This is a genomic window from Brevundimonas sp. (genome assembly GCF_041648055.1).
Taxonomy (GTDB): domain Bacteria; phylum Pseudomonadota; class Alphaproteobacteria; order Caulobacterales; family Caulobacteraceae; genus Brevundimonas.
The window spans coordinates 110,561-133,379 of sequence record NZ_JBAZPS010000007.1; the positions used below are offsets into that span (position 1 = coordinate 110,561).

Annotated in this window: 24 protein-coding genes; 12 read left to right on the forward strand and 12 right to left on the reverse strand. The window is 66.1% G+C overall.

What is annotated here, in order from left to right; translation table 11 throughout:
• Positions 1–94: 94 nt before the first annotated feature.
• Positions 95–562, forward strand: a complete 468-nt coding sequence (locus WC585_RS13205; protein ID WP_373258465.1) for a hypothetical protein — start codon at positions 95–97, stop codon at positions 560–562.
• A 102-nt stretch (positions 563–664) separates the two neighbouring features.
• Here the strand turns inward: WC585_RS13205 and WC585_RS13210 are convergent, their stop codons facing one another.
• From WC585_RS13210 to WC585_RS13220, 3 genes are all read right to left on the reverse strand, one after another.
• Positions 665–1,021, reverse strand: a complete 357-nt coding sequence (locus WC585_RS13210) for a DUF4440 domain-containing protein (protein ID WP_373258467.1) — start codon at positions 1,019–1,021, stop codon at positions 665–667.
• Entirely contained in the window at positions 1,014–1,292 is a 279-nt protein-coding gene (locus tag WC585_RS13215; RefSeq protein WP_373258469.1) for a hypothetical protein, read from the reverse strand. The genes WC585_RS13210 and WC585_RS13215 overlap by 8 nt, the downstream gene beginning before the upstream one ends.
• A gap of 69 nt (positions 1,293–1,361) precedes the next feature.
• Complete coding sequence (locus tag WC585_RS13220; protein WP_373258470.1) at positions 1,362–1,625, reverse strand: DksA/TraR family C4-type zinc finger protein; 264 nt, start codon at positions 1,623–1,625, stop codon at positions 1,362–1,364.
• A gap of 265 nt (positions 1,626–1,890) precedes the next feature.
• On the opposite strand from WC585_RS13220, the gene WC585_RS13225 reads away from it, so the two are divergent.
• Positions 1,891–2,034 (forward strand): hypothetical protein, encoded by a 144-nt coding sequence (locus WC585_RS13225; protein ID WP_373258472.1) that lies wholly within the window; start codon positions 1,891–1,893, stop codon positions 2,032–2,034.
• A gap of 117 nt (positions 2,035–2,151) precedes the next feature.
• A complete protein-coding gene (locus tag WC585_RS13230; RefSeq protein ID WP_373258473.1) occupies positions 2,152–2,301 on the forward strand; it encodes a hypothetical protein in 150 nt (49 codons plus the stop codon).
• On the opposite strand, the gene WC585_RS13235 is transcribed toward WC585_RS13230, so the two are convergent.
• From WC585_RS13235 to WC585_RS13245, 3 genes are read right to left on the reverse strand one after another with little or no spacing between them, the layout of a single operon-like run.
• Positions 2,298–5,558, reverse strand: coding sequence for an error-prone DNA polymerase (locus WC585_RS13235; protein ID WP_373258475.1), 3,261 nt, complete (start codon positions 5,556–5,558; stop codon positions 2,298–2,300). The genes WC585_RS13230 and WC585_RS13235 overlap by 4 nt on opposite strands.
• Positions 5,555–7,093, reverse strand: coding sequence for a DNA polymerase Y family protein (locus tag WC585_RS13240; protein ID WP_373258476.1), 1,539 nt, complete (start codon positions 7,091–7,093; stop codon positions 5,555–5,557). Before WC585_RS13240 ends, WC585_RS13235 begins: the two co-directional genes overlap by 4 nt.
• Positions 7,008–7,766: an ImuA family protein gene (locus WC585_RS13245; RefSeq protein WP_373258477.1), complete on the reverse strand. Its 759-nt coding sequence runs from the start codon at positions 7,764–7,766 to the stop codon at positions 7,008–7,010. Before WC585_RS13245 ends, WC585_RS13240 begins: the two co-directional genes overlap by 86 nt.
• 162 nt (positions 7,767–7,928) lie before the next feature.
• On the opposite strand from WC585_RS13245, the gene WC585_RS13250 reads away from it, so the two are divergent.
• The 3 genes from WC585_RS13250 to WC585_RS13260 all read left to right on the forward strand — a co-directional run bounded on the left by WC585_RS13250 (position 7,929) and on the right by WC585_RS13260 (position 10,590).
• A complete protein-coding gene (locus tag WC585_RS13250) occupies positions 7,929–8,249 on the forward strand; it encodes a hypothetical protein (protein WP_373258478.1) in 321 nt (106 codons plus the stop codon).
• A gap of 82 nt (positions 8,250–8,331) precedes the next feature.
• Positions 8,332–9,222 carry an endonuclease/exonuclease/phosphatase family protein gene (locus tag WC585_RS13255; RefSeq protein ID WP_373258479.1) on the forward strand — a complete coding sequence of 297 codons (891 nt, stop codon included), beginning with the start codon at positions 8,332–8,334 and terminating at the stop codon, positions 9,220–9,222.
• Positions 9,223–9,753: 531 nt separating this feature from the next.
• The gene (locus WC585_RS13260) at positions 9,754–10,590 is read left to right on the forward strand and encodes a thermonuclease family protein (protein WP_373258480.1); all 837 of its coding nucleotides are present in this window, start codon (positions 9,754–9,756) and stop codon (positions 10,588–10,590) included.
• A gap of 23 nt (positions 10,591–10,613) precedes the next feature.
• Here WC585_RS13260 and WC585_RS13265 read toward each other — a convergent pair whose 3' ends face one another.
• The gene (locus WC585_RS13265) at positions 10,614–11,582 is read right to left on the reverse strand and encodes a glutathione S-transferase family protein (protein ID WP_373258481.1); all 969 of its coding nucleotides are present in this window, start codon (positions 11,580–11,582) and stop codon (positions 10,614–10,616) included.
• A 134-nt stretch (positions 11,583–11,716) separates the two neighbouring features.
• Here WC585_RS13265 and WC585_RS13270 point away from each other — a divergent pair, with 134 nt between their 5' ends.
• From WC585_RS13270 to WC585_RS13285, 4 genes are all read left to right on the forward strand, one after another.
• Positions 11,717–12,505 carry an EAL domain-containing protein gene (locus WC585_RS13270; RefSeq protein WP_373258482.1) on the forward strand — a complete coding sequence of 263 codons (789 nt, stop codon included), beginning with the start codon at positions 11,717–11,719 and terminating at the stop codon, positions 12,503–12,505.
• Between the two features lie 459 nt (positions 12,506–12,964).
• Positions 12,965–13,201: a hypothetical protein gene (locus tag WC585_RS13275; protein WP_373258483.1), complete on the forward strand. Its 237-nt coding sequence runs from the start codon at positions 12,965–12,967 to the stop codon at positions 13,199–13,201.
• 3 nt (positions 13,202–13,204) lie between these two features.
• Positions 13,205–13,951, forward strand: a complete 747-nt coding sequence (locus tag WC585_RS13280) for an SOS response-associated peptidase (protein ID WP_373258484.1) — start codon at positions 13,205–13,207, stop codon at positions 13,949–13,951.
• A gap of 173 nt (positions 13,952–14,124) precedes the next feature.
• On the forward strand, positions 14,125–14,301 hold the full coding sequence (locus tag WC585_RS13285; protein ID WP_373258485.1) for a hypothetical protein: 177 nt from the start codon (positions 14,125–14,127) through the stop codon (positions 14,299–14,301).
• A gap of 452 nt (positions 14,302–14,753) precedes the next feature.
• On the opposite strand, the gene WC585_RS13290 is transcribed toward WC585_RS13285, so the two are convergent.
• From WC585_RS13290 to WC585_RS13300, 3 genes are all read right to left on the reverse strand, one after another.
• Positions 14,754–15,047 carry a helix-turn-helix domain-containing protein gene (locus WC585_RS13290; protein ID WP_373258486.1) on the reverse strand — a complete coding sequence of 98 codons (294 nt, stop codon included), beginning with the start codon at positions 15,045–15,047 and terminating at the stop codon, positions 14,754–14,756.
• A complete protein-coding gene (locus tag WC585_RS13295) occupies positions 14,983–15,678 on the reverse strand; it encodes a hypothetical protein (protein ID WP_373258487.1) in 696 nt (231 codons plus the stop codon). Before WC585_RS13295 ends, WC585_RS13290 begins: the two co-directional genes overlap by 65 nt.
• Before the next feature lie 609 nt (positions 15,679–16,287).
• Positions 16,288–16,674, reverse strand: coding sequence for a hypothetical protein (locus WC585_RS13300; RefSeq protein ID WP_373258488.1), 387 nt, complete (start codon positions 16,672–16,674; stop codon positions 16,288–16,290).
• Positions 16,675–17,072: 398 nt separating this feature from the next.
• Here WC585_RS13300 and WC585_RS13305 point away from each other — a divergent pair, with 398 nt between their 5' ends.
• Entirely contained in the window at positions 17,073–17,810 is a 738-nt protein-coding gene (locus tag WC585_RS13305; protein ID WP_373258489.1) for a Crp/Fnr family transcriptional regulator, read from the forward strand.
• Here the strand turns inward: WC585_RS13305 and WC585_RS13310 are convergent.
• Both WC585_RS13310 and cydD read right to left on the reverse strand, forming a co-directional pair.
• The gene (locus WC585_RS13310) at positions 17,807–19,471 is read right to left on the reverse strand and encodes an ATP-binding cassette domain-containing protein (RefSeq protein ID WP_373258490.1); all 1,665 of its coding nucleotides are present in this window, start codon (positions 19,469–19,471) and stop codon (positions 17,807–17,809) included. The genes WC585_RS13305 and WC585_RS13310 overlap by 4 nt on opposite strands.
• Positions 19,468–21,099: a thiol reductant ABC exporter subunit CydD gene (gene cydD / locus WC585_RS13315; protein WP_373258491.1), complete on the reverse strand. Its 1,632-nt coding sequence runs from the start codon at positions 21,097–21,099 to the stop codon at positions 19,468–19,470. Before cydD ends, WC585_RS13310 begins: the two co-directional genes overlap by 4 nt.
• Before the next feature lie 126 nt (positions 21,100–21,225).
• Here cydD and WC585_RS13320 point away from each other — a divergent pair, with 126 nt between their 5' ends.
• Positions 21,226–22,809, forward strand: a complete 1,584-nt coding sequence (locus tag WC585_RS13320; RefSeq protein ID WP_373258492.1) for a cytochrome ubiquinol oxidase subunit I — start codon at positions 21,226–21,228, stop codon at positions 22,807–22,809.
• The last annotated feature ends 10 nt before the right edge of the window (positions 22,810–22,819 follow it).

Below are 22,819 nucleotides of genomic sequence, written 5' to 3' on the forward strand. Positions count from 1 at the left end.
CTGTGGGCGCGATTGGAGATCGGCCTAGCCCGCGCGCCCTCGATCTCGTGGGTGGGCGGGATGAACCGGATCGCTGGCTGCGTATTCTAACGCCATGAAATACCCCGACCTGCTTCCCTCCCTGCTGATCGGTGCCGTGGCCAGCGCACGCTCGATGTCTCCCATGGGCGCACTGGCGGCCGCGCACCTTGCCGGTCGTGCCACGCCCGGAAGGCTGATGCTTCTGAAGCAGCCTCTCTTCACGGCCGGGGCCTTGATGATGGGCGTCGGCGAACTGTTTGGCGACAAGATGAAGACCGCGCCAGAACGGACGGTGGCCCTGGGCCTGATCGCGAGGATCATGAGTGCAGGGATCGCCGGTGCCGCCCTTGTGCCCCGCGGACGCGAGCGGATGGGCGGAGCGGTGGCCGTGGCGACCGCAGTGCCTCTGGCCTACCTGACCCTCGCAGCCCGCAAGAAGGCCATGCGACAGATCGGCCAGACGCGGAGCGGACTGGGCGAGGACCTGCTGGTCGTCTGCAGCGCGCTGGGCGTTGTGATCTGGGCCACACGCCGGAGGTAGCTCAGCGACGGTCCCGGCATGCAACGACCGTTGTGGGTGCGAACCGGCGTGGCATCAGCTCTCCCTGTGCGGCTGTAGGCCGTCGGTGTGTCTACCCCTGTATCAGGACGCCGGTGTTTCGGCAGACTGCTGGTGCTGGATCACATGCCAGTCGTCATGGGCATGCCGCAGATAGGTGGTCGAGCACCGGGCCCGGTAAACTTCGTGATCCAGACAGGCCTCGACGGCATAGGCGATCACGATCAGCCCTTCGTGCGGGCGGCTGACCTGCTGATCGCTGAACGCGATCGTCGACCACCGCGGCGTCGCACTGACGGCATGGATGGCGTCGGCCCCTACCAGCACACTGGCATGGCCAGGCAGGATCACCAGGGCGTCATCGGCGATGATCTCGCGGTAATGCTCGGGGTCGGCGGTCCACAATCCGGTTTCAGAACCCCAGAGGCGGGCATCATCCATGGGTTTCGCCCCTGACCGCAGGATCGGTGTCTACCGCTGCCGCGCCCGGGGTGACGGGCGCGAGCTCTTCGGCCTGGGTCTTCGGCGAGCCGCCGTCCAGATCACGGGTATCGCCCTCGGGCAGTTCGGTGATTGCGAGAATGGCTTCTCCCTCGGCCATCAGGGCGCGCGCGGCGTCCCCGGCCTGCACGCCGGTCGGCGAGGGGACGGTGACCGTGCGGGTGTCGCCGGCGTCGGTCTGTAGAGTGACTTCGTAGGTCTTCTGACTCATGTCGTTCTCCTTGGAGGGTGAACCGGGTGGCTGCCGTTCCGTTCCGGCGGCCCGCGGGGGCGCGACGCATCACCGCAACTGGCTGTCCTTGCTGCCGCGGCGATTGATGGCGGAGTGGCTGACGCGCGTGTCGCGCCCGGCTTGGCAATGGACACAGGTTGTGGCCCCGGGAAGGGCGCGTCGGCGCGCCAGGGGGATGTCGTCGCCGCACTCGACACAGTCGGGGCGTCCAGGACCGGTCGGAAGCCGGGATCGTGCCGACAGCACGCCATCGACGACCGTGTCCTCGATCTGGTCGAGCACCGCGCCATCTCGCGTCCAGCCTCCAGCCATGTTTTGCTTCCTCTGAAACTCCCGCCTGCAATCCCAACTCGGAGAAGACTCGTGCGTTCCGTCGGCTTGGACAGGATGTGATATTGCCAATGCGTGCTGGCGACACATACGGCAGACGGGTTGAGGCTGATCGTCGACAGGGCAGCCGTGCGGGCCAAACTATCTTTGTTGCAGCGCTTGAACGGCTTTCGGCCTCGGGGGTTTGGTCCGCATGCCAGAGTTTCCGCCTGACCCCCTTCCGGACCCGGATATCGAGACCCGGCCCATGACAGCAGTCGGTCACCACGGCTCGGTGGTGGTGTCTTCTGTCGGGGGCAAGGGGGTCTGCATGACGGCCGACGCGGCAGAACAGTCCGGATTGCTGATGATCGATGCGGCCATGAAGGCGCGTGAGCATCCCTTCAGCTAGACTGACCCGGGGCTGCCTCCAATACAGTGGAGCCGGTATGGCTGTATGGCGATCAGGCCGGGGGGTGGCTGGAGACGTGCCCGAGAGCCAAACAGGCTCAGGGCGGGAGACCCTCTCATGCGTCAGTTGACCGTCGATGCCTTTGCCGACCGGGTCTTCCCCGAAAATCCGCCCTGTGTGGCGGGTCTTCACACTGATTCTGGCCACTGCAACGCGGGCACGTTGTTCATGGAGACGCCCGGACGTCTGCCCCGTCTTTCCGCCTAGCGAAAGTCCCGGGTCCTGGGCTGGATGACAGTGGCCTCCAGATCAGGAATGAAGATGTCCCGCGCGCGCGGATTGCGCGGCGGACCGCCCCGGGGATCGGGCAGGCTGCCATGGTGGACCTCATCGCCGCGCCCGTGAGGCAGGGGAAAGGCTTCGCCGCCTTCGCCCACGCTGGCCAGGAGGTCCGAGCCGTCATGCAGCCGGGTGGCCACGATGTGGATGACCTCCCCCTCGCGCTGGACCCGGCCATCGACGATGAGCATGCTGGCCGCCAGGACGACCCGCCGCTGTTCCTCATAGAGACGGGGCCAGATCACCAGATTGGCGACGCCCGTCTCGTCCTCGATGGTGATGAACATCACGCCCTTGGCGCTGCCGGGCTTCTGGCGCACCAGCACCAGGCCCGCGACGCGGGTCAGCCGGCGGTCCCGCATGCCGGTGGCCTCGGCGCAGGTCATGACGTGCCGGTTCTGCAGTTCATCGCGCAGGAAGGTCAGGGGATGGTCGCGCAGGGTCAGCCCCGTATGGGTATAGTCCTCCACGACCTGACGACCCGGAGCCATGGCTCTCAGGCTCGGGGCCGGTTCGGAGACCTCGGACACAGGCTCGCCGTCATCGGTGGCCGCCGCGGCGAACAGGGGCAGGGGCTCATCCCGCAGGGCCCTGATCGCCCAGAGCGCCTCTCGCCGCTCCAGTCCCAGGGCGGGGCGGAAGGCGTCGGCCTCGGCCAGCCGCACCAGGTCCTGCACCGGCACCCTGGCCCTGCGCCAGGCCTCGTCGACGGAGCCGAAGGGACGCTCCGAGCGGGCCGCGACCAGACGGGCGGCGGCGGCATTGGCCAGCCCCCTGACCATGCGAAAGCCGAGACGGATGGCGAGGCGGTCGCCCCGGGTGTCTGCCTCCAGGGTGCAGTCCCAGCGGCTGAAGTTGATGCAGACCGGCCGGACCTCGACTCCATGGTCCTGTGCATCGCGTACGATCTGGGCCGGCGCATAGAAGCCCATGGGCTGGGCATTGAGCAGGGCGGCGCAGAAGACGTCCGGGTGGTGGCATTTGAGCCAGGAGGAGGCATAGGCAATCAGGGCGAAGGAGGCCGCATGGCTCTCCGGAAACCCATAGGAGCCGAAGCCCTCCAGCTGGCTGAAGGTCCTCTCGGCGAAGTCGGCCGCATAGCCCCGCGCGACCATGCCGTCGATCAGCTTGTCCCTGAAATGGCTGACGCCGCCCGTGACCTTGAAGGTCGCCATGGCGCGCCGCAGCTGGTCGGCCTCCGAGGCGGTGAAGCCGGCACATTCGATGGCCACCCGCATGGCCTGTTCCTGGAACAGCGGCACCCCCAGGGTCTTGCCCAGCACCTTCTCCAGCTCGGGTGTGGGATAGACGACCGGCTCGCGGCCCTCGCGCCGGCGCAGATAGGGATGAACCATGTCGCCCTGGATCGGTCCGGGCCGGACGATGGCGACCTCGATCACCAGGTCATAGAAGGTCCGGGGCCTGATGCGGGGGAGCATGGCCATCTGGGCCCGGCTCTCGATCTGGAAGGTTCCCAGGGTGTCGGCCCTGCGGATCATGGCATAGGTCTTCGGGTCCTCGGCCGGGATGGTGGCCAGGTCGAGGGTGATGTCCTTGTGCTCGGCCAGCAGGTCCAGGCCCCGCTTCATGCAGCTGAGCATGCCCAAGGCCAGGACATCGACCTTCATGAATTTCAGGGCGTCGATATCGTCCTTGTCCCATTCGATGACCTGGCGATCGTTCATGGCCGCCGGCTCTATGGGAACGAGGTCGTCCAGCCGGTCACGGGTCAGGACGAAGCCGCCCGGATGCTGGCTGAGGTGGCGGGGAAAGCCGATCAATTGTCTTGAAAGATCAAGCGCCAGGCGCAGGCGTCTGTCCTCGAGGTTGAGGTTTAGCTCTTCGACATGACTGTCCTGTACGCCCTCGCTGGAATAGCTCCAGACCTGGGACGAGAGGGTCTTGATCAGGTCTTCGGACAGGCCGAGGGCCTTGCCGACATCGCGCAGGGCACCCCGGGACCGATAGCGGATGACGGTGGCGCACAGGGCGGCATGGTTGCGGCCGTAGGTCTCGAAGATCCACTGGATGACCACCTCGCGCCGCTCGTGCTCGAAGTCGACGTCGATGTCCGGCGGCTCCCGGCGCTCCTGGCTGACGAAGCGTTCGAACAGCAGGTCGTTGCGTTCCGGATCAATGGCGGTAATGCCCAGCACATAGCAGACGGCCGAGTTGGCCGCCGACCCCCGCCCCTGGCAGAGAATGTCCTGGCTGCGGGCGAAGCGCACGATGGAATGCACGGTCAGGAAATAGGGGGCATAGCCGAGCTCCCCGATCAGGCGCAGCTCATGCTCCAGGCTCCTGCGCACCTTGTCCGGCAGACCGTCGGGATAGCGCGCTGCAGCGCCCTCCCAGGTCAGCCGGGCCAACGTCTGCTGCGGGGACAGGCCCGGCTCACTGACTTCGTCGGGATACTGGTAGGACAGTTCGTCCAGGGAGAAGCGGCAGCGGTCCGCGATCTCGAGTGTGCGGGCCAGGGCGTCCGGATAGGCTGCGAACAGCCGGTGCATTTCGGCGGCGCGTTTCAGGTGCCGGTCGGCCGAGCGTTCCCGCCTGAAGCCAAGGGCATCGAGGGTGCAGCCCTCGCGGATACAGGTGACGACGTCCTGCAGGATCCGCCGGTCCGGGTGGTGGTAGAGGACGTCATGGGTGACCACGGTGGAGACGCCGGTCTCCTCGGCCAGGCGGCTGAGGTCATGGAGCCGCATCTGGTCGCGCGGACGCCGGCGCAGGGTGAGGCCGAGATGGGCTTGCGGCCCGAAGATTTCCGCCGTCCGCTCCAGCGCCCGGCGGGTGGTGCCGTCGGCCCGGTCCGGCACCAGTATGGCCATCTGGCCCTCGGCATGGCCGGCCACATCCTCCCAGTCGAGGCGGCAGCGGCCCTTGCCGCCGCGGCGCTTGCCGATCGAGAGCAGACGGCAGAGGCGGGAATAGGCTGGGCGATCCGTGGGATAGACGAGCAGGTTCGTGTCGTCCGTCAGCTGCAGATGGCAGCCGACGACCAGGCGCACCCCGTTGGCACGGGCCGCCTCATGGGCCCGCACGATCCCGGCCAGGCTGTTGCGGTCGGTGATGGCCAGGGCCTCGATCCCGCAGGCGGCCGCCTGGCCGAACAGCTCCTCGCAGCTGCTGGCCCCGCGCAGGAAGGAGAAGTGGGAGGCGCACTGGAGCTCGGCATATCTCATCCGAACTTGCCATGGATGAACCAGGTCTGGGGGCCGGTGCGGGCATCCTCGCCGTCTCCGGCCCGGAAGAGCCAGAACCGCTCTCCCGCCTCGTCCTCGACCTGGAAATAGTCGCGCACGGCCCAGAGCTCGGCATCGCTGCGTGCCCATTCGCCGTGGATCCGTTCGGGTCCGTCCGCCCGGCGGATGCGCCGCCGCACACCGCGCCAGGTAAAGTGGGTGGGCGGATTGTCGGGCAGCAACGCCAGGGTCTGGACCGGCTCGGGCGGCCGGAACAGGCGGGCGGGTCGGGGCCAGTCCGAGGCCCAGGTCGCCGTGGAGCCCGGGGCGGTCGCGCTATCGGGGGCCAGTGGCGCAGTCCTGCGGACCGAGCGTTCGGGGACATCGCTCTCGACGGCGGTCAACCGATAGAGACGATCCCTGCCGATGCGGTTGGCCAGGACATCGATCAGGCCGGAGACGTCCGGCGCTTCCGCCTCCCCGAGCCCGGATGGGGCGGCCCGCCAGTCCAGCGGGTCCACGATGGAGGCAATCAGTGTCATCCGTTCGATCCCGAAGCCCGGCGCGATGGTCTCGATCCGGTCGCAGAGGAGACGGGTCAGCCGACGACGATCCCGAAGGGGCCGCGCCGTGGCGACCCGGACGGTCTCCAGCCGGTGGTCGACGCGCTGGCAGTGCAGGTCCAGCCGGCGGGCTCCCAGGCCGTCGCGCTCAAGGGCCAGGCACAGGTCGGTCACGAGCTCGGCCACATAACGGGCCAGGGTCTCGGGCGCGCCGATGGGGTCGGCGAACAGCCGCTCGGCCCGGGGGAGGGTCTGGTCGATCACCGCGGTGATGGGCTCGAAGCTGCGCCCATAGGCCTGGTCGAGACGCCGGCCGATCTCGGGACCGAACCTCAGGGTGAGCGGGCCGCGGGGCTGGCGTTCGAGATCGAGGATGGTCTGGAACCCGAGCCGTGATAGCGCCGGCAGGAGGGCGTCCGGCAGGCGCAGGGCCGCCAGGGGAAGGTCGCCGATCGTCCGTCCGATCCCGCCTTCGGCGACGATGGAGAGGTCCGGTGCAAACCGGGCGACGGCATGGGCGGTGCCATAGGTCGGGGCCATGACCGCGCGGGCACGGATGCCGGCCGCGGCCAGCCGGGCCTCGAGGTCCGCGAGGAAACCGGCCTCCCCACCCTTGAGATGGGCCGCACCCGTGGCGTCGATCGCCAGGCCGTCGGGTCCGTCGGCGGCGCAGACCGGCGCATAGTGGCGCTGTGCCCAGTGGGCGAGGCGGTCGAGCGCGGCCGCGTCGCCCGCCGCATCGGCGTCATGGACCTGCAGGCCGGGCACGAGGGCCTGGGCCTGGCTGGCGGCCATGCCGGCGCGCAGGCCCTGGGAGCGGGCAAGCGGATTGCAGGCGGTGAGGATACGGCGTGCCCGTTCCCGGCCGACCAGGACGACCGGGGTGTCAGGCGGCGGCGCGGCGGCGTCGAGGCGCCGATACAGCCGGTCGATCGGCCAGTTCGGCAGGTAGAGCGAGACGGCCCTTCTCATCACAGGCTTCCAGGGTGAAATCGGCACAGTCGCCCGCGCGGCAGCGGATCAGTTCGACGAACCATCGCGGGCGTCCGACGCCGGGCGCGGGCAGGGGAGAGGAGGGCTGCGGGCTGACCCGCCAGCGGGTGGTGGCGGCCGTGGGCTGACCGAAATCCGCCGCATCCGTGGCCCGCCGCCACCGTCTGACGGCAAGCCCCATGACGCCGGAGGTCTCGGCCGCGAGCTGGAGGCGCCGGGAGGCGGTCATCGACAGCCTGGCGACTTCGCCGACCACGGCCCCGATGCCGCCGTGCCGGAGCCCCTCCTCGAAACAGGCCAGCAAACTCTTCTCGTCCCCGGCCTCCACATAGAGGACGCGCCCGGGATCGAGCCCGGCCTGCTGCAGGGCCGGGGCGAAAAGGTCCGGGCGGGTGACGCACCACAGGATCTGGCCGGGCAGGCGCGCGGCGATGCCGGCCACAAAGAGGGCCGCCACCGCCCCGTCCACGGCCCCGTCACCCCCTCCGGCCACCTCATGCAGGGCTCCCCGGGCCAGTCCCCCCTGGGGCAGTGCCGCATCCAGCGGGCCGACGCCGAACGGCAGGATGCCGCAGTCGGGACGACCGGTCTGCTCCAGCCGCTCGATACGGGCGCGAAGATCGGCAAGCCCGGGGGCAGGTCGACTGTTCATGGGGACCTCCTTTCCGGGGCATCAGTGTTCCTGATCTGTTCTGGTTCTCATTTCGGTCCGGAGTCAATGCGGCGTCGTCCTTATCCCCGATGAATCGGGTGAAGGATGCTGCAAGAACCAGGATGGAGGAGGCGCGATGTCGGGCGCGGGGGGCGTGGGGCGATGCGAGCGCTGTGGTTTGCCTTAGCGGGTGTCGAACGGGCGGCCGAGGTCGCCCAGGAAATTCCATCCTCCCGGGCCGGGCGATCGCCCAAATCCGCCGATGACGCCAAGAAGACCAGGACCCGGGCGAAGGCCCGGGCCAGGCTGGAGGCGCTCGAGGCGAAGCTGGCGTCACTCGACACCACCCATGCCGAGACGGTGTCCGGGCTGGAGGCGGCCATGGCGAAGATCGAGGCGGATCGGGCCAAGGCCGGGGCTTCGTACGAGACACAGCGCAAGGCGATCGTGGCGGATCTCAGGTCGGCACGACGGGAAGCTTGAGCCCGACAGGCACTCCGAACATGAGGTTTGAAACCTCTGGTCGGCGGCCGTCCCTGCATGCTTTAAAATGGAAATGAATACCTTGTCGCGCTCCGCCCTGGCCGTTGGCCTGTCCCTCGCCCTGTCGGGCTGTCTGGGGGCGACGTCGGTGCCTTTGCTGGAGCAGGCACCCCTCAGGCTGGCGGCCTGGAACATGGAACATCTGGCCGAGGCCAATGGCACGGGGTGTCGCCCGCGGACCGATGCGGACTATGCGGCGCTGCGCGCCTATGCCGAGACTCTGGAGGCCGATGTGGTCGCGGTGCAGGAAGTGGAGTCCAGGGCGGCCGTGGAGCGGATCTTCGATCCGTCGCGCTATGTGGTGGTGGTCGAGGAGCGTGTGGGGTCGGGGCGCGGCGGGGCCTGCCGGGGCGAGGACGGCCTGACCATCCGCGACCAGCGGACAGGCTTTGCGATCCGCAGGGGCCTGGCGTTCGACCGGCAGGCGGACCTTGTGGCCCTGCAGCTCGGCAATGCCGATCTGCGCTCGGGCGTCGATATCGTGGTGCGACCGCAGGGCGGCGAGCCGGTGCGCCTGCTGTCCGTCCATCTGAAGTCGGGCTGCAGCTCGGGCGACCGCAACGCAGCCTGTCCCGTTCTCATGCAGCAGGTGCCGGTCATGGAGGACTGGATCGACCGCCGGGCGGGCGAGGACGTGCGCTTTGCCGTGCTCGGGGATTTCAACCGCCGTCTGGCTCTGGCGGACGACACCGTCTGGGCCGACTGGGACGACGCCCAGCCCGCAGGTGCGGATCTGAGCCTGGCGGCCGGCACGACCGGGGCGCGCTGCAATCCGCGCTATCCGGACTTCATCGATCACATCGTCCTGGATCGGCGGGCGGCCGCGGACCAGCTTGGGTTCGAGGAGCGGACGTATGGGGGGGAGGCCCTCAGCGATCACTGCGCCATCATCGTCACGCTCGACCGTCGGTGATCCTGGACTAGGGGCGGGGGACAGGCTTGGGCGGACGGGATGGTAAGGAGAGGGTCATGATCGCCGCCTTGGTGGTGCTGCTGCTCGTGCAGGTTCTTTTCGTCGTCCGAATGTTCATCGGCGGATAGGGCAGTGGTTTCGCGACAGGGCATGGATATTGGCGTTGATACGCGGCAAACCTATCAAGCCTGGGTTTTCTGGAGGGGTCAGGCCGCGCTACCCACCGCGAAGTCTTGGCAAGGTTCTAGCCAAATAGAATACGATACAGGATCATACCCGCGGCTACACCGATCGCCATGCCGATAGTGAACTTTGTCTTGCCCTGCACCGGTAACGCCCCTCTGAACCTTTGTGACTTCATCGCTGTTACCCAGTCAGATCAGGACTGGCAACGGCCGGGTCTACCCAGTGCGCTTCCCCCCAGGCCTGCCGCACGGCTCGGCCTCGTCCGATTTTTGACGGAGGTCGGACTTCAGTCCGGTGCCGAAAGGGGTCACCGCTTCGTAGGTTTTGTCGGTCAGACTTGTCCCGGTGCAGATCACGACAAACACACTGACCCGATTGACGCGCGCGCTCGCAGCGATGGGGAGCGTGCTGTGTCTCGCGAGCGTCGCTGCGTGCGATCAGCTGGCGACGGGGTTGGGGCAGGGGGGCTCGTCATCGCAGTCGGAAACCGCGGTTTCGTTCAGAGCCACGGTGGTCGGTGTGAGCGATGGTGACACCCTCACCGTGCTCGATGCGACCGACCAGCAGCACACGATCAGATTGGCCGAGATCGACGCACCGGAACGCGGGCAGCCGTGGGGGGATCGCTCCAGGCAGGCGCTGTCTGCATTGGTGTTCGGACAGAGGGTGTCGGTGCAGCAGACCGATACCGATCGCTATGGTCGTGTCGTGGCGCGCGTGTTTGGCGATGGCCTGGACGTCAATCGTGCGATGGTCAAAGACGGGCATGCCTGGGCGTATCGTCAGTATCTGACCGATCAGACGCTGCTCGCGACCGAGGCGCGTGCGCGTAGTGAGCGCAGGGGTCTGTGGTCGATGAGCGATGCCCAGACGGTACCGCCCTGGGACTGGCGACAGGGGGTACGGCTTGGGCAGGCTCGGTTGAATGAAGGGGGGACGCGGCGGGAACTTCGCAACCGGGCACCGGCACAGCCGGTTCAGTCGCTGCTGTCGCACCGAGCCGAGCCTGCGGATGGGCTGTCGTCATCAGGCGGGTCGTTCACATGCTCGGGCAAACGCTACTGTCGTCAGATGAGCTCATGCGAGGAGGCGCACTATTATCTGCAGGTGTGCGGGGTCTCGTCTCTCGACGGCAACAGCGATGGTGAACCCTGTGAGATGCTCTGCGGCACGGCGGGCTGACCGGCCTGTTCTCGCTCGCTGACTTACTGGTGTGAAGTTCGGCCCCAGTGCGGGATCGGACCGGCGGGGATGATGGCTGACGGGTTCAGATCGAGGTGGCTGGTGTAGTAGTGCTGCTTGATCTGGTCGAAATGCACGGTATCGGCGATCTCGGGGATGGCCATCATGCGCTCGAGAAAACGCGACAGGCCATCATAGTCGACGATGCGTCTGACGTTGCACTTGAAGTGTGTGTGATAGACAGCGTCGAAGCGAATCAGGGTGGTGAAGAGGCGGATATCCGCTTCGGTCATGCGATCGCCGACGAGCCAGTCCGAGGCGCCCAGTCTCTTGTTGAGCGCATCGAGCTGCTCGAACAGCGGAATGACGGCCTGCTCATACGCCTGCTGCGTGGTCGCGAAGCCCGCGCGGTAGACACCATTGTTGACCGCCTCATAGACCTGGTCGTTGACGTGATCGATCTGCGTGGCGAGCGCGCCCGGACAGAGATCAAGCGAGGCAGCCCCCACGCCATCGAACGCGCGATTGAAGATGCGCATGATCTCAGACGACTCATTGTTGACGATGCGCTGTTCGACGCAGTCCCAGAGCACCGGCACGGTGACCTTGCCAGTGTAGTCAGCGCGGCCTTTCGCATAGAGCTGCCAGAGGTGGTCGAGACCGTTTACGAGATCCCCGGTCGCGCCGTCTTCGGCCTTGAAGGTCCAGCCGTTGTCTCGCATCAGCGGGTGAACGACCGAGACGGGGATCAGCGGCTCGATCTTCTTGAGTGCGCGTACGATCAGCGTGCGATGCGCCCAGGGGCAGGCATGGCTGACATAGAGATGATACCGGTCAGGCTGTGCCGGCACGGCGTCCTGGCCGTCAGGACCAGGCTTGCCGTCGGGCGTGATCCAGTCCCGAAACCCGCTGTCCTGGCGCTTGAAGTCGCCATCCTTGCTGGCCTCGGTCGCTTCTCCCGAATGCCACTGCCCGTCGATCATCTGGCCCATGTCGCGTCTCTCTTTGCTGCGCACTGTCCAACGTCTTGGCGACATAGATGATCCACCACGCTTCACCTGACGTCATGCAGCATGCTTCCAGTTGCAGGGTCGGTTAAGGAGACGATCAGTCTTTGCGAGCCAGAATGGCCGCAGGATGGAGTTCAACGATGTCGTGTGTCGCGTGTAGGGATGGGACAGGGTTCGAGCAGCCGGTCTCTATGGCGTTCCAGCCGATCGTGGACATCAGGAACCGCACGGTTTTTGCCTATGAGGCCCTGGTACGTGGGCCTGGGGGACAGGGAGCGGCTGCAGTCCTGGCTCAGGTGTCTCCGGACAACCGATATGCTTTCGATCAGCTGTGCCGCACCACGGCAATTGAGCAGGCCTCAAAGCTGGACGCCACGGCGGCTGGGGCGGGCCTCTCCATCAACTTTCTGCCCAATGCGGTCTATGAACCCAAGGCCTGTATTCGCGTGACGCTGGCTGCTGCGATGCGCACGGGGTTCCCGCTGAACAAGATCATCTTCGAGTTCACGGAAGACGAGGCGATCGACACAAGCCACATTCTCAATATCCTGCGCTCGTATCGCGCGATGGGGTTCAGAACGGCCATCGACGATTTCGGCGCGGGCTATGCCGGGCTTGGCCTCCTGACCCAGTTCCAGCCTGACATTGTCAAGCTGGACATGGCTCTGATCCGGGATGTCGACACGGATCGCGTCAAGCGAGCGATCGTCAGAAACACACTGTGCATGCTGCGCGACCTCGGGATCGAGCCGGTATGCGAGGGCATCGAGACCAGGGCCGAATATGATGCGCTCAGTGATCTCGGGGTTGGGCTGATGCAGGGCTATCTGCTCGCCAAGCCCGGGTTCGAAACCTTGCCCGACGTCTCATGGCCCCATGCCGAACGGCTCGCTTTGAGCGCGTAGGTAGAGCCGAGAACGAGGCTCGGGCAGGGCATGGCCTGACCCTTTATCATGACGGCTTGCCCGCCACACGCAGACTGGAACGCCTCTCGACCAGGCCTGTCCGCAGTGGCGCAATCGCATTGCATGACAGAGCGCTTTGATTGCGTCGGTGCGGGTTGCATTCCCACGCTCGACAGACATTGGGCGCGTCCGCCAATCAGCGGGCTGCCTTCCAAGATTCTCCAAGCGCGAGCACTAGCGATGCATAATTACCGCGCCAACGAGACAAGGCCCCCCGGCGCTGGAGGCACCGAGGGGCCAGGGCTCAATCACGAGAGAAGCGGAGCGGCCCATGCTGGCAGGGGAAGGGCACCGTTAAGGCCCGCTCCGCATAGACAGTGCGCCAGACCGGCCTGAGGTTCCGGCAGATTCGACAATGGAACGACCGTGTGATGATCTTTCACCTGAGGAGGTGGGGTCATGGCATCAACCCGGAAGCTGCTGCGTGAAGAGGCAGGAGTGAAGCTCTTTGAGATCAGCGAGCCGAAGGCTTACGGGCGATCCAGCGGCTCCCACTATCGTATCTCGACCCTGCGTCAGAACCAGCCGAGGGTCCTGGCAGACCTGACAGAGGCACAGGACGCATTCGACCTCGAAGTCATCGCCTCGCTCATGGACCCGGTTGTCCAGCAGGTGATCAGTGGGACGGAACACTGAGGCGTGTGCAATCTCTACCGCCAGCGGTCCGGTCCTCAGGCGATCATGGATCTGGCCCGTGCCATGCATTCCGAAGTCGGCAACCTCGCGCCCGGCGACGTCTATCCTGACTATCCCGCCCCGATCGTCCGCCATGGCCTTGATGGGCAGCGGGAACTGGCGCTTGCACGCTGGGGCATGCCGTCGTCGAAGAAGGCGCTGTTCGATGCGGCGACAAAGCGCGCCGACAAGATGAGGGCAAAGGGCAAGGAGGTCGACTTCCCCCGCCTGCTGGAGATGGAGCCCGATGGCGGCACCACCAATGTACGCAACACCACGTCCTCGCATTGGAAGCCGTGGCTGGATCCGGCCAACCGCTGCCTGGTCCCGTTTACGGCCTTCAGTGAGCCGGGCCGCGACGCCGAGGGCCGATACCGCCCGGTCTGGTTTCGCCTGGCGGGCGAAGATCCGGAGCCACTGGCCTTTTTCGCCGGCGTCCACGCGCGCGCCTGGACGTCGGTGCGCAAGATCAGGACGGGGATGGAGACGATTGACCTGTTCGCCTTCCTGACGACCGAGCCCAGCGAGCCGGTGAAGTCCGTCCACCCCAAGGCCATGCCGGTGATCCTGACCACGGCCAAGGAACGCGAAACCTGGATGCGCGCGCCCTGGACCGAGGCGAAGGCGCTGCAGCGGGCGTTGCCAGACGGGGGGCTAGAGAACCTGCCAACCTCGGAACCGGAACATCCGGGCACCGGCAGCCTGCTGTAGGCGGGACTGCCAGCGATGGGGCGTCGCGCGCCTGCGATGGGCTGGTCCTTCGGAGGACGCAGAAATGAGCTGACCCACGGGAAGATCTCCTGACGGGGGCAGAGTGCGTTTTCGTGGAACGCTCCTGCGACCTCAAGCCTTGGTTCTGTATCGTCAAACCCAGGAGCAGCGACATGACCGATGTGACACCCGAACGCGATCAGGAGCCCAATCCGGAAACCTCCAACCCGCTGCCGGACGCAGGCCGGACGAACGCGCCCCAGCCCGGTAAGACCGAGACCGGTCCCGCGACAGGCGGAGAGGGTGCCGCCGGAGCCGGCGGATCCGACGGTTTTGGAACCGGCAGCTAGAGCCGGCCTTCAAGATATCTCCCAGAACAGAGACCCCGTCCGAAAGGGCGGGGTCTTTTTCCTTTGGGGTGATGGAAGTCGGGGATGTCAGGCGGTCGTTCGCCGCCCAGGCTTCGGGGTGCAGGCGATGGCTCCAGATCGTACACGACATCCTGCCACCCGATCTCACAGGCATCTCCCGTCACTGAGACATTGATCTTGGTCGCCGTGTGGCCGGATCCGTTGACTCAGAGCTAGGCGTCAGGTCCGGCTCGGCCAGTTGGACCAGATGGATACACCGCCCACACCGACAATAAAGGTGAGAAAGATCGCGACGATGGCGGCGACGATCGGAATGGCTTCGTGAGGCATGGCCGGCTCCTTGGGATAAGGGGCCAAGGTACCCGCCGGGCCTCGGCATGGCTTTGATCGAGGTCAAAAATTGCGCCGTTCGACTTCGATCGGGCCTCTCCCTACAGACCGGCTCTTCGGCTGATCACCCCCGCGGCCCGGAACTTCGCGACGAGGTGCAGGGTGCTAACACTGGCTCGGGTCTGGAAATCCAGCCATCGCTCCACCAGTTGTGGATGTCGCAGCGCAATGTCGCGTCCGCCGTCGACACGGACGACCGTACCGAGCTGCTCCAACCGGGCGACGTGGCGGCGAACCGTCTCTTCGGGCAGGCGGGCAGCTCGGGAGAGTTCAGCAAGGCCAACGGGCCCCGAGGTCGGGTGGAGAGCGGCAAGGCGTCCCCCGTATGGCGGCATGGCGGGCAATAGCCTCAGTCCGGCTCCCGTCAGGTGCCAGGGTCAACAGGACGAATCGGGTGGTGAGGCTGATCGACGGGTTGAGCGCCCGTGCGTAGTCGATCCCTCGCAGGATGTGGGTCGTAGCCGACCGTGTAGCGACCCACCCGATTGACCAGGGCGGAGCCGTCGTCCGGTCGGCCCTGACGACCCCGCAGGCTTCAAGCGTGGCCAGACCGTCGATGAAGGTGGACGTTGCCCGAAGATACTCCGCCATGGCGGCCATTAGTGGCTCTGACAGGATCACGGTCGAACTCAGGATGATGCCGCGCCCCTGGTGCTCGAGCACCCCGCGGTCGAGCAGACTCCTTACCTTGGTGCGGGCGGTTTCTCGCGGTACACTCAGGGATAGGGCGACGCTCATCACATTGACGGGCCGTCGGACGTCGTCGGGCAGGCCTCCCGGTTCGAGGAAACGGCGCAGGTCCGCGTGCTGTTGGTCGGCCGCCTCGACACTGGCACTGAGAACACCGGCCACAAGCAGGGCCGATACGAGGTCCGGGTCGATCCAGGTGCGGGAGGTTTCGATGTAGCTCAGCGTCAGCCTGACATTCAGCCAGGTGACTTTCGCGGCTTGTATCCTGGCCTGCATCTGGACACTTTGAACCTCGAACCTTTGTGTCACCGTTTTAGGGAATCCCTAAAGACGTCCAGGCACCTATTCCCCGAAATGGGGGTGCGCCGCAGGAAGAAGACTCATCAGCGATTAGATCCGCCTACGGACATTGCGTAGACCTTGGAGCCTGGAGCCCCGTGGGGCACGAGCTCGAGGTCGGAGGCCGCCTTCCGGGGACATCCAAGTCTCGATTCATGGAAGCCATAGTGCGTGTGAGCCGACCTAGAGGGGCAGTATCACGGCCCGTGCATACCCGCGGCGACCATCATGGGTGGGCAGGACGATGAAGTCGGTGCTGGGACAATTCATCAGGTTGCGGACGATCCGGGAAAAATCCTCGGCGTACCGATCGTCGCGTATGATCACGAACCCTCCCTCGCCGGTAGGTTCGACCCGATAGTAGGGCGATCCGGCTGCCAGGCGATGTAGCGAGGACGTCATGAGGTCGAATTGAAAGCCGCAGTTGTTCCAGGGTGTCGAGTCCGCAACTGCCCGATTTGGGGGAATCTGAAGCCGACGGTTTTGCGCCAAGGCCGTTGCATACGGCGGCGCAGCGCCCGAAATGAGGTGCCTCGACGGGACTGTTCAGCCCTCCGGGACCTGACCGCCTGCAGGGCGAAGAGTCGGATGGATCAGGGCTCGGGCCTCAACCATCGACCTGACGACCGAATGGGCGCGATTCGGGAACTGGAAATCCATGACGCGGGCCCAAAGATGGAGGTACCGGTCCTCTGACACCAGCACGGTCCTCGCGCGCCGACCTGTGTTGGCCTGGATACGGGCAAGGCTGCCGATATGATGGATGGACGCGTCATCGGGGACGCTTGCGGCCTCCACGATCCAGTCCCAATCCCATAGATCGGGCCGTTTGGTCAGTAGCTTGACGGCGGCTTCAAGTGCCCGCTGGGCCGACTGGCCCTGCGGGAGGTGCAGGCTAAGGGTCTGGGTCGGCACGTCGATATGAGAAAGCAACGGTCGTCCATTGAGATCGGCGGTGGCGCAAGGAGGATTGACTAGAACACGCCGTGCCGTTCTGCGATGCCCGATTTTATGACTTGTTCGGTTGCACGCCGTGGTCAGCCTGGCGACCTTGGGCGGACACCCTCCCCGCCCGGTGCTGGCGGTCCGCGCAGGCCGACTGCATCGCGTCACGACCCTTCGGCGCGTATCACATCTCCACCCTGGGCGTGGGTGCAACCAGCCCTCAGCCAGCTGTTGAAGGGCTTTCCGTCAGATGTCGGGCCGAGATGGTTGTTGCCCCGAATTCGGCCATGGATTGCCTGGACCAGCGTCATCGGGCCTGATCTGACGCAAAGCGCCATGCGCGAACTGGACATCGCGGCCCGATTGGCCGAAGCCTGCGTCTTATCATGCTTGAACTCAGGTCCCTTCCAAGCGGCTGCTCCGACCGTCGCCGTGCCAATGCGTGTGACCATTGCGGCGCCAGAGCCCTGAGCGTCTGCGCCAGCATAGACGACGCCGATCTGAGCCGGCTGGATGCGCTCGCCCATCACATCGCGCTGGAGGCTGGAGAAGTCCTCTTCCGCCAGGGCGACGACGCCCGGCATGTGTTCAATGTCACCTCGGGGTCGGTGAGAATCTATAAGTTGCTCCCGGACGGACGACGTCAGATTACAGGGTTCCTGTTTGCAGGCGATTTCCTGGGTCTGGCTGCCGGTCAGACGTATGATTTCTCGGCGGAAGCCCTCGAACCGGCATCCGCCTGCCGTTTTCGCAAGAGCGAGTACCGTGCGCTGATTCAAGAGACGCCGGCCCTTGAGACCGCCCTGCTGGACCGGGCTCACCACGAACTCGCCGCTGCCCAGAATCAGATCCTCCTGCTCGGGCGAAAGACCGCACTGGAACGCGTCTGCACCTTTCTGCTGGAGCTTCCGGGACACGATCCCGCACGGCCTGGTCCGGCAGGCCGGGTGCATCTTCCGATGACGCGGGCCGAAATCGCCGACTATCTCGGCCTGACGATCGAGACGGTCAGCCGCGCCCTTACCAAGCTCAAGACCCAGGGCGTGATCCAGCTACTGAGCCTGTCTGAAGTCCATATCCTTCAACCCGCACGTCTGACCGTCCTCGCGGGAGGCGAAGGCTAGGCCGCCTGGCAGAGCCGGCCCGACGAGGACAGCGCGATGTCTCCCTGCGGTCCCATGCCCGAGACGGTGAGGACGGTGTCGCAAAGCCCGATCGGTGCGGGGCGATGGCTGATCAGCAGAAGGCCTTGGCCGGTTCGCGAAAGGCGTTCGGACAGGGCCAGCAGGACCTGTTTTTCCTGGATCGCGTCCAGACCCTCCGTCGGCTCATCGAGAACGAGCCACGGGGCCGACCGAAGGTAGGCGCGTGCCAAGCCGAGACGACGGCGTTCACCCCCACTCAGGGCAGACCCGTTGTCACCGAGCGGCATGTCGAGGCCTGACGCCGACGTGCGGATACGGGCAGCCAGGCCGGCGTCCTCCAGAACCGACCACATCGCCGGGTCGTCGGCACCGGGGTCTGCCACGGCCAGATTGGTCCGCACCGTACCGCTCAGGAACCTCATGTCCTGGCTGGCGTAGGCGAACAGCTGGCGCACAGAGGCATCGGTACTCTGTCTCGGTGATCTCTCCCCAATGTGCAGGCTGGCCGAGGGGTCCGGCCTGAGCCCCATCAAGCGCTCGACCAGAGTCGTCTTGCCAGACCCGGTTCGGCCGACGATGGCGATACGGCTGGGCCAGGCGACATCTGGTTCTGCGGGGCCGAACCCCAGCTGCGTGTCCTGGCCCGAGAGGTGGTGTTCTGCAGCGACGCGTGCGCCTGACGAAAGGACATCGGCAAGGCGGGTCATGGCCTCGTTTGCCGCTCCAGACGAGCGAAAATGACTGGTCAGGGCGGTCGCCGCCTCAATCGACGCAACGGTCGCAAGCGCTGCGAGAGCGACCATCGGGGCCGGCTGGCTACGGAACAGCGCCATCACAGCGACCACGGTCACCCCCATGGTGAAAACCTGCCATGCTGCGATCCAGCCGGAGCCGCGTCCAGCGCGTGCGGTGGCGAGGTCCAGCGGGCCGGCGGAGGCCGCGACCTGCTGGATGGCCCAGTCTTCCAATCCATAGGCTCGCAGTTCCGGTGCGCAGGCTTCGAGGGATGACAGCCGCTCCTTGAAGCGTCCCATAGCTCTCTGGATGTCGCGGCCTGCGGCATCCGTACAAGCCCGTCCGATCACAAGCGCGCCCAACACGGACCCCGCGAGTCCCAGCACAAGGGCCGACGCCGGGCCAAGGCCTGAGAGGGAAACGAGCACGACCGCCGCTGCGGTTCCCGCGCCGGCACCCCAAGGTCCGCTGCGCCGTACGAAGAGCGTCTGGATCGCGTCCACATCCTGCCCCAGACGGGCCGAGGCCTCGCCACTCGCCAGGGCGAAGGCGCGTTCCGGCGGCCCGGCGGCGAGGCCCGCGAAGAGGGCGGGTCGCAGCGCCGCAAGGGCCCTGAGCGCGGCCTCGTGGCCACTCAGGCGCTCGACGTATCTGGAACCCGTCCTCAGGATCGCGAGCAGGCGGATGGCCGCCCCGGGTAGCAGGACGTTGAAGCTATGCGCGGCCGTTGCCCCGGCCAGACCGGCCAGGGCCGCCCCCGTGATGAACCAACCTGACAAGCCCAAAAGGCAGACCGTCGCCGCCGCCACGCCGACCGCAGCAAGGGCGGCTGTGCCAAGGCGCGTCCGCTGAAGACGCCGTTGCTCCGCTAGAAGGGTCTCGAGGGGTTCCAGGCGGGAGGTCACAGGCACACCACCTGATCGGCAAGGGTCATGACAGCGGGGGAGTGGGTGGCGATGATGGTGGTGCGCCCTTGCATGGCCTGGCGCAGCGCCTCGATGATGTCCCTCTCCGTGGTTGCATCCAGATTGGCGGTCGGCTCATCCAGCAACAGCAGGGGAGCGTTCGAAAGCAGAGCCCGCGCCAGTCCCAGGCGTCGCCGCTCGCCGCCCGAAAGGCCTCCGCCGCGTTCGTCGAGGCTACGGTCCAGATCGCCGGACAGGCCAGCCGCAGCGGCGGCGCGCAGGATGTCCACCGTTGTGGCCTCTCGATGGGCGAGAGCGATGTTGTCGCGAAGGCTGCCGGGGATGACGATCGGCGTCTGGCTCGCCCAGGCGACGGCCCCCGCGAAATCGCTGGCGTCGGTCAGGCGCTGGTTTCCGACCCGGACCTCCCCCGATGTGAGGGGGGCGAGGCCTAGCAAAAGATGGAGCAGACTGCTCTTGCCCGATCCACTGGCCCCGGTCAGAGCGACGACACCGCCGGCCGGAACATGCAGGTTAAACCCCGTCAGGACCGCTGCACTATCTCCGTAACGAACCTGGACGTTGCTGAAGTCCACGGTTGGTGCCGACGAGCCCACGACAAGGCTGGAACGCTCGGATCGTGCTTCGCTGGCGCGTCCCGCCAGAGCCGGTACGGCGGCCTCTGCAGCCTGACGGTCGTGATAGGCGGCCGCCAGGCGGCGAATGGGGGCGTAGACTTCCGGGGCCAGCGTCAGGACGAAGAAGGCGCGCGATAGCGTCAGGGTCTCGGGGACAGGGAAGGGCAGCAGGCGCAGCAGGTTGAAACCGCAATAGACGGCGACAAGCGCGACAGAGAGGGCAGCGAAGAACTCCAGTACGGCAGAGGACAGGAAGGCGATCTTGAGCACGCGGCCCGTACGGCTCGCCAGCCCTCGAGCCGATAGGGCGACCTCTGCGGTCGCACGCGCCTCGGCCTGAAAGGACATCAGCAGGGGGAGGGCGCGGATCCGGTCCAGGTACAGATGGGCCAGCGCTTCCATGGCCTGAAACTGACGGCGGCTTTCGCCCGCAGCGGCCATCCCGACGAGGGCCATGCCGACAGCAAAGGGGAGCAGGGTGAACAGGAGGATGCCTGCCGCAACAGGGCTGGCGAAGGCACAGGCTGCGATGATGATAAGCGGTGCAATCCTTGCGGCCAGACGCAGCGGCGTGAAGCGCGAGACATAGCCATCCAGCGCCTCGATGCCCTCCACCGCTGCGGTCATATCGGCGGGGTCCCGGTTCCCAGATGAGAATATCCGCGACAGAACCCGGCCTCGGATTCCCGCTTTCAACGATCCGGCAGTCTTGACGGCGGCCACCATTGCGGCCTGGCCCAGAGCCGCCCTCACGATCAGGCTGACAAGAGCCAGCAGAAGCCAGGGCCAAAGGCTGCCGTCGCGGCTCGCCATGACACCCATCGCACCAGCCAGGCCGGCGGCAAAGCCGATGGCGGGCAGAGCGTCCATCGTGGTCAGGATCGCCGCTGTCCTCAAGCCGCCTCCATGGAGCCTGGACCAGGCCGTCAGCTGCTGCGACGGCGTCAGGTCTGCGGGCGGGGTCGCGCACGCGCTTGGGGAAGTGGCCATATGCATCACCCGTCCGTAAGAAAGGCGGGACGGCAGGGCTTTGATCAAGATCAAAGCTCCGGCCGGGTCGCCCCTCTAGGCGAAAGCTCTCGCCGGTCTTGGGGATCGGCGATTCGGAGCTTTCCCATGGACCCGGCGGTCGTCGATCTTTCCCGTCTGCAATTCGCGCTGACGGCCCTCTACCACTTTCTCTTCGTCCCCCTGACGTTGGGCCTGTCCTTCATGCTGGTCATCATGGAGTCGACCTATGTCATGACGCGTCGCCCGATCTGGCGGACCATCACCCGGTTCTGGGGAACGCTGTTCGGCATCAACTTCGTTCTGGGGGTCGCGACCGGGATCACCATGGAGTTCCAGTTCGGCATGAACTGGAGCTACTACAGCCACTATGTCGGCGACATCTTCGGCGCGCCTCTGGCGATCGAGGGTCTCATGGCCTTCTTCCTGGAAGCCACCTTCGTGGGACTGATGTTCTTCGGCTGGGACAAGCTGAGCCGCGTGGGGCACCTCTTTGTGACCTTCATGGTCGCGCTGGGCACCAATCTGTCGGCATTGTGGATCCTGATCGCCAATGGCTGGATGCAGAATCCGGTGGGTTCGACCTTTAATCCGGACACCATGCGCATGGAGGTCTCCGACTTCATGGCGGTGCTGTTCAATCCGGTCGCCCAGGCCAAGTTCGTGCATACGGTCAGTGCCGGATATGTCTGTGCTGCCGTTTTCGTTCTGGGCGTATCGGCCTTTTATCTGCTGCGCGGCAAACATGTGGGTTTCGCCAAGCGCTCGATGACGGTCGCCGCCGCCTTCGGTCTGGCCGCCTCTCTGTCGGTCGTCGTCCTGGGGGACCAGTCCGGCTATGCGCTGACGGATAACCAGAAGATGAAGCTCGCCGCCCTTGAGGCCATGTGGCACACCGAGCCCGCGCCGGCGGGCCTGACCCTCATCGGCATCCCCAGCATGAAGGACCGCGAGACCCATTACGGTGTGCAAGTGCCCTGGGTCATGGGCCTGATCGCCACCCGGACCATCGACAAGCCGGTCGAAGGCATATTCGAACTGGTCGCGACGGCTGAAACCCGTATTGAATCGGGGATCATCGCCTATGACGCCCTCGAGGGAATCAAGGCCAATTCGGCCGATCCCGTGGCGCGCGGCGTGTTCGAGACCCACCGCCGCGATCTGGGCTACGGATTGCTGCTCAAGCGCCATGTCGCCGATCCCCGTCAGGCGACGCCCGAACTGATCCGCCAGACGGCCTGGGACACGGTGCCGAATGTCCCGGTCCTGTTCTGGACCTTCAGGGTCATGGCCGGGATCGGCCTGTTCATGATCGCGCTGTTCGGCACCGCCTTCGTGCTCTGCTCCCTGCGCAAGCACGATACCCGCTGGTTCCTCTGGGTCGCACTGCTGGCCATTCCCCTGCCGTGGGTCGCGATCGAGTTCGGCTGGATCCTGGCCGAGTTTGGTCGCCAGCCCTGGGCTGTAGAGGGCGTGCTCCCGACCTTCCTGGGTGCCTCATCCCTCACGGTGGCCCAGCTCTGGACGACCATCATCGGCTTTACCGTCCTGTATGGTGCCCTGGCCGTTGTCGAGGTTCGGCTGCTGCTGTTCGCGATCAAGAAGGGGCCATTCCACGAACAGGATACCTTCGGTGCGCCCGCTCCCGAAGCCGCCGCTGCGGCACCTGCAATCGCGCCCGCCGTCGCCTGACCTCGAACCT

Excerpts from the sequence above, each read along its gene's own strand:
- WC585_RS13220 (WP_373258470.1), bottom strand. The coding sequence starts at position 1,625 with ATGGCTGGAGGCTGGACGCGAGATGGCGCGGTGCTCGACCAGATCGAG.
- WC585_RS13290 (WP_373258486.1), bottom strand. The coding sequence starts at position 15,047 with ATGCCGCCATACGGGGGACGCCTTGCCGCTCTCCACCCGACCTCGGGG.
- WC585_RS13230 (WP_373258473.1), top strand. The coding sequence starts at position 2,152 with ATGCGTCAGTTGACCGTCGATGCCTTTGCCGACCGGGTCTTCCCCGAA.
- WC585_RS13320 (WP_373258492.1), top strand. The coding sequence starts at position 21,226 with ATGGACCCGGCGGTCGTCGATCTTTCCCGTCTGCAATTCGCGCTGACG.
- WC585_RS13270 (WP_373258482.1), top strand. The coding sequence starts at position 11,717 with ATGGCCGCAGGATGGAGTTCAACGATGTCGTGTGTCGCGTGTAGGGAT.
- WC585_RS13285 (WP_373258485.1), top strand. The coding sequence starts at position 14,125 with ATGACCGATGTGACACCCGAACGCGATCAGGAGCCCAATCCGGAAACC.
- WC585_RS13275 (WP_373258483.1), top strand. The coding sequence starts at position 12,965 with ATGGCATCAACCCGGAAGCTGCTGCGTGAAGAGGCAGGAGTGAAGCTC.
- WC585_RS13240 (WP_373258476.1), bottom strand. The coding sequence starts at position 7,093 with ATGAGAAGGGCCGTCTCGCTCTACCTGCCGAACTGGCCGATCGACCGG.
- WC585_RS13305 (WP_373258489.1), top strand. The coding sequence starts at position 17,073 with ATGCTTGAACTCAGGTCCCTTCCAAGCGGCTGCTCCGACCGTCGCCGT.
- WC585_RS13215 (WP_373258469.1), bottom strand. The coding sequence starts at position 1,292 with ATGAGTCAGAAGACCTACGAAGTCACTCTACAGACCGACGCCGGCGAC.
- WC585_RS13205 (WP_373258465.1), top strand. The coding sequence starts at position 95 with ATGAAATACCCCGACCTGCTTCCCTCCCTGCTGATCGGTGCCGTGGCC.
- WC585_RS13235 (WP_373258475.1), bottom strand. The coding sequence starts at position 5,558 with ATGAGATATGCCGAGCTCCAGTGCGCCTCCCACTTCTCCTTCCTGCGC.
- WC585_RS13210 (WP_373258467.1), bottom strand. The coding sequence starts at position 1,021 with ATGGATGATGCCCGCCTCTGGGGTTCTGAAACCGGATTGTGGACCGCC.
- cydD (WP_373258491.1), bottom strand. The coding sequence starts at position 21,099 with ATGGCCACTTCCCCAAGCGCGTGCGCGACCCCGCCCGCAGACCTGACG.
- WC585_RS13245 (WP_373258477.1), bottom strand. The coding sequence starts at position 7,766 with ATGAACAGTCGACCTGCCCCCGGGCTTGCCGATCTTCGCGCCCGTATC.
- WC585_RS13225 (WP_373258472.1), top strand. The coding sequence starts at position 1,891 with ATGACAGCAGTCGGTCACCACGGCTCGGTGGTGGTGTCTTCTGTCGGG.
- WC585_RS13295 (WP_373258487.1), bottom strand. The coding sequence starts at position 15,678 with ATGCAGGCCAGGATACAAGCCGCGAAAGTCACCTGGCTGAATGTCAGG.
- WC585_RS13250 (WP_373258478.1), top strand. The coding sequence starts at position 7,929 with ATGCGAGCGCTGTGGTTTGCCTTAGCGGGTGTCGAACGGGCGGCCGAG.
- WC585_RS13265 (WP_373258481.1), bottom strand. The coding sequence starts at position 11,582 with ATGGGCCAGATGATCGACGGGCAGTGGCATTCGGGAGAAGCGACCGAG.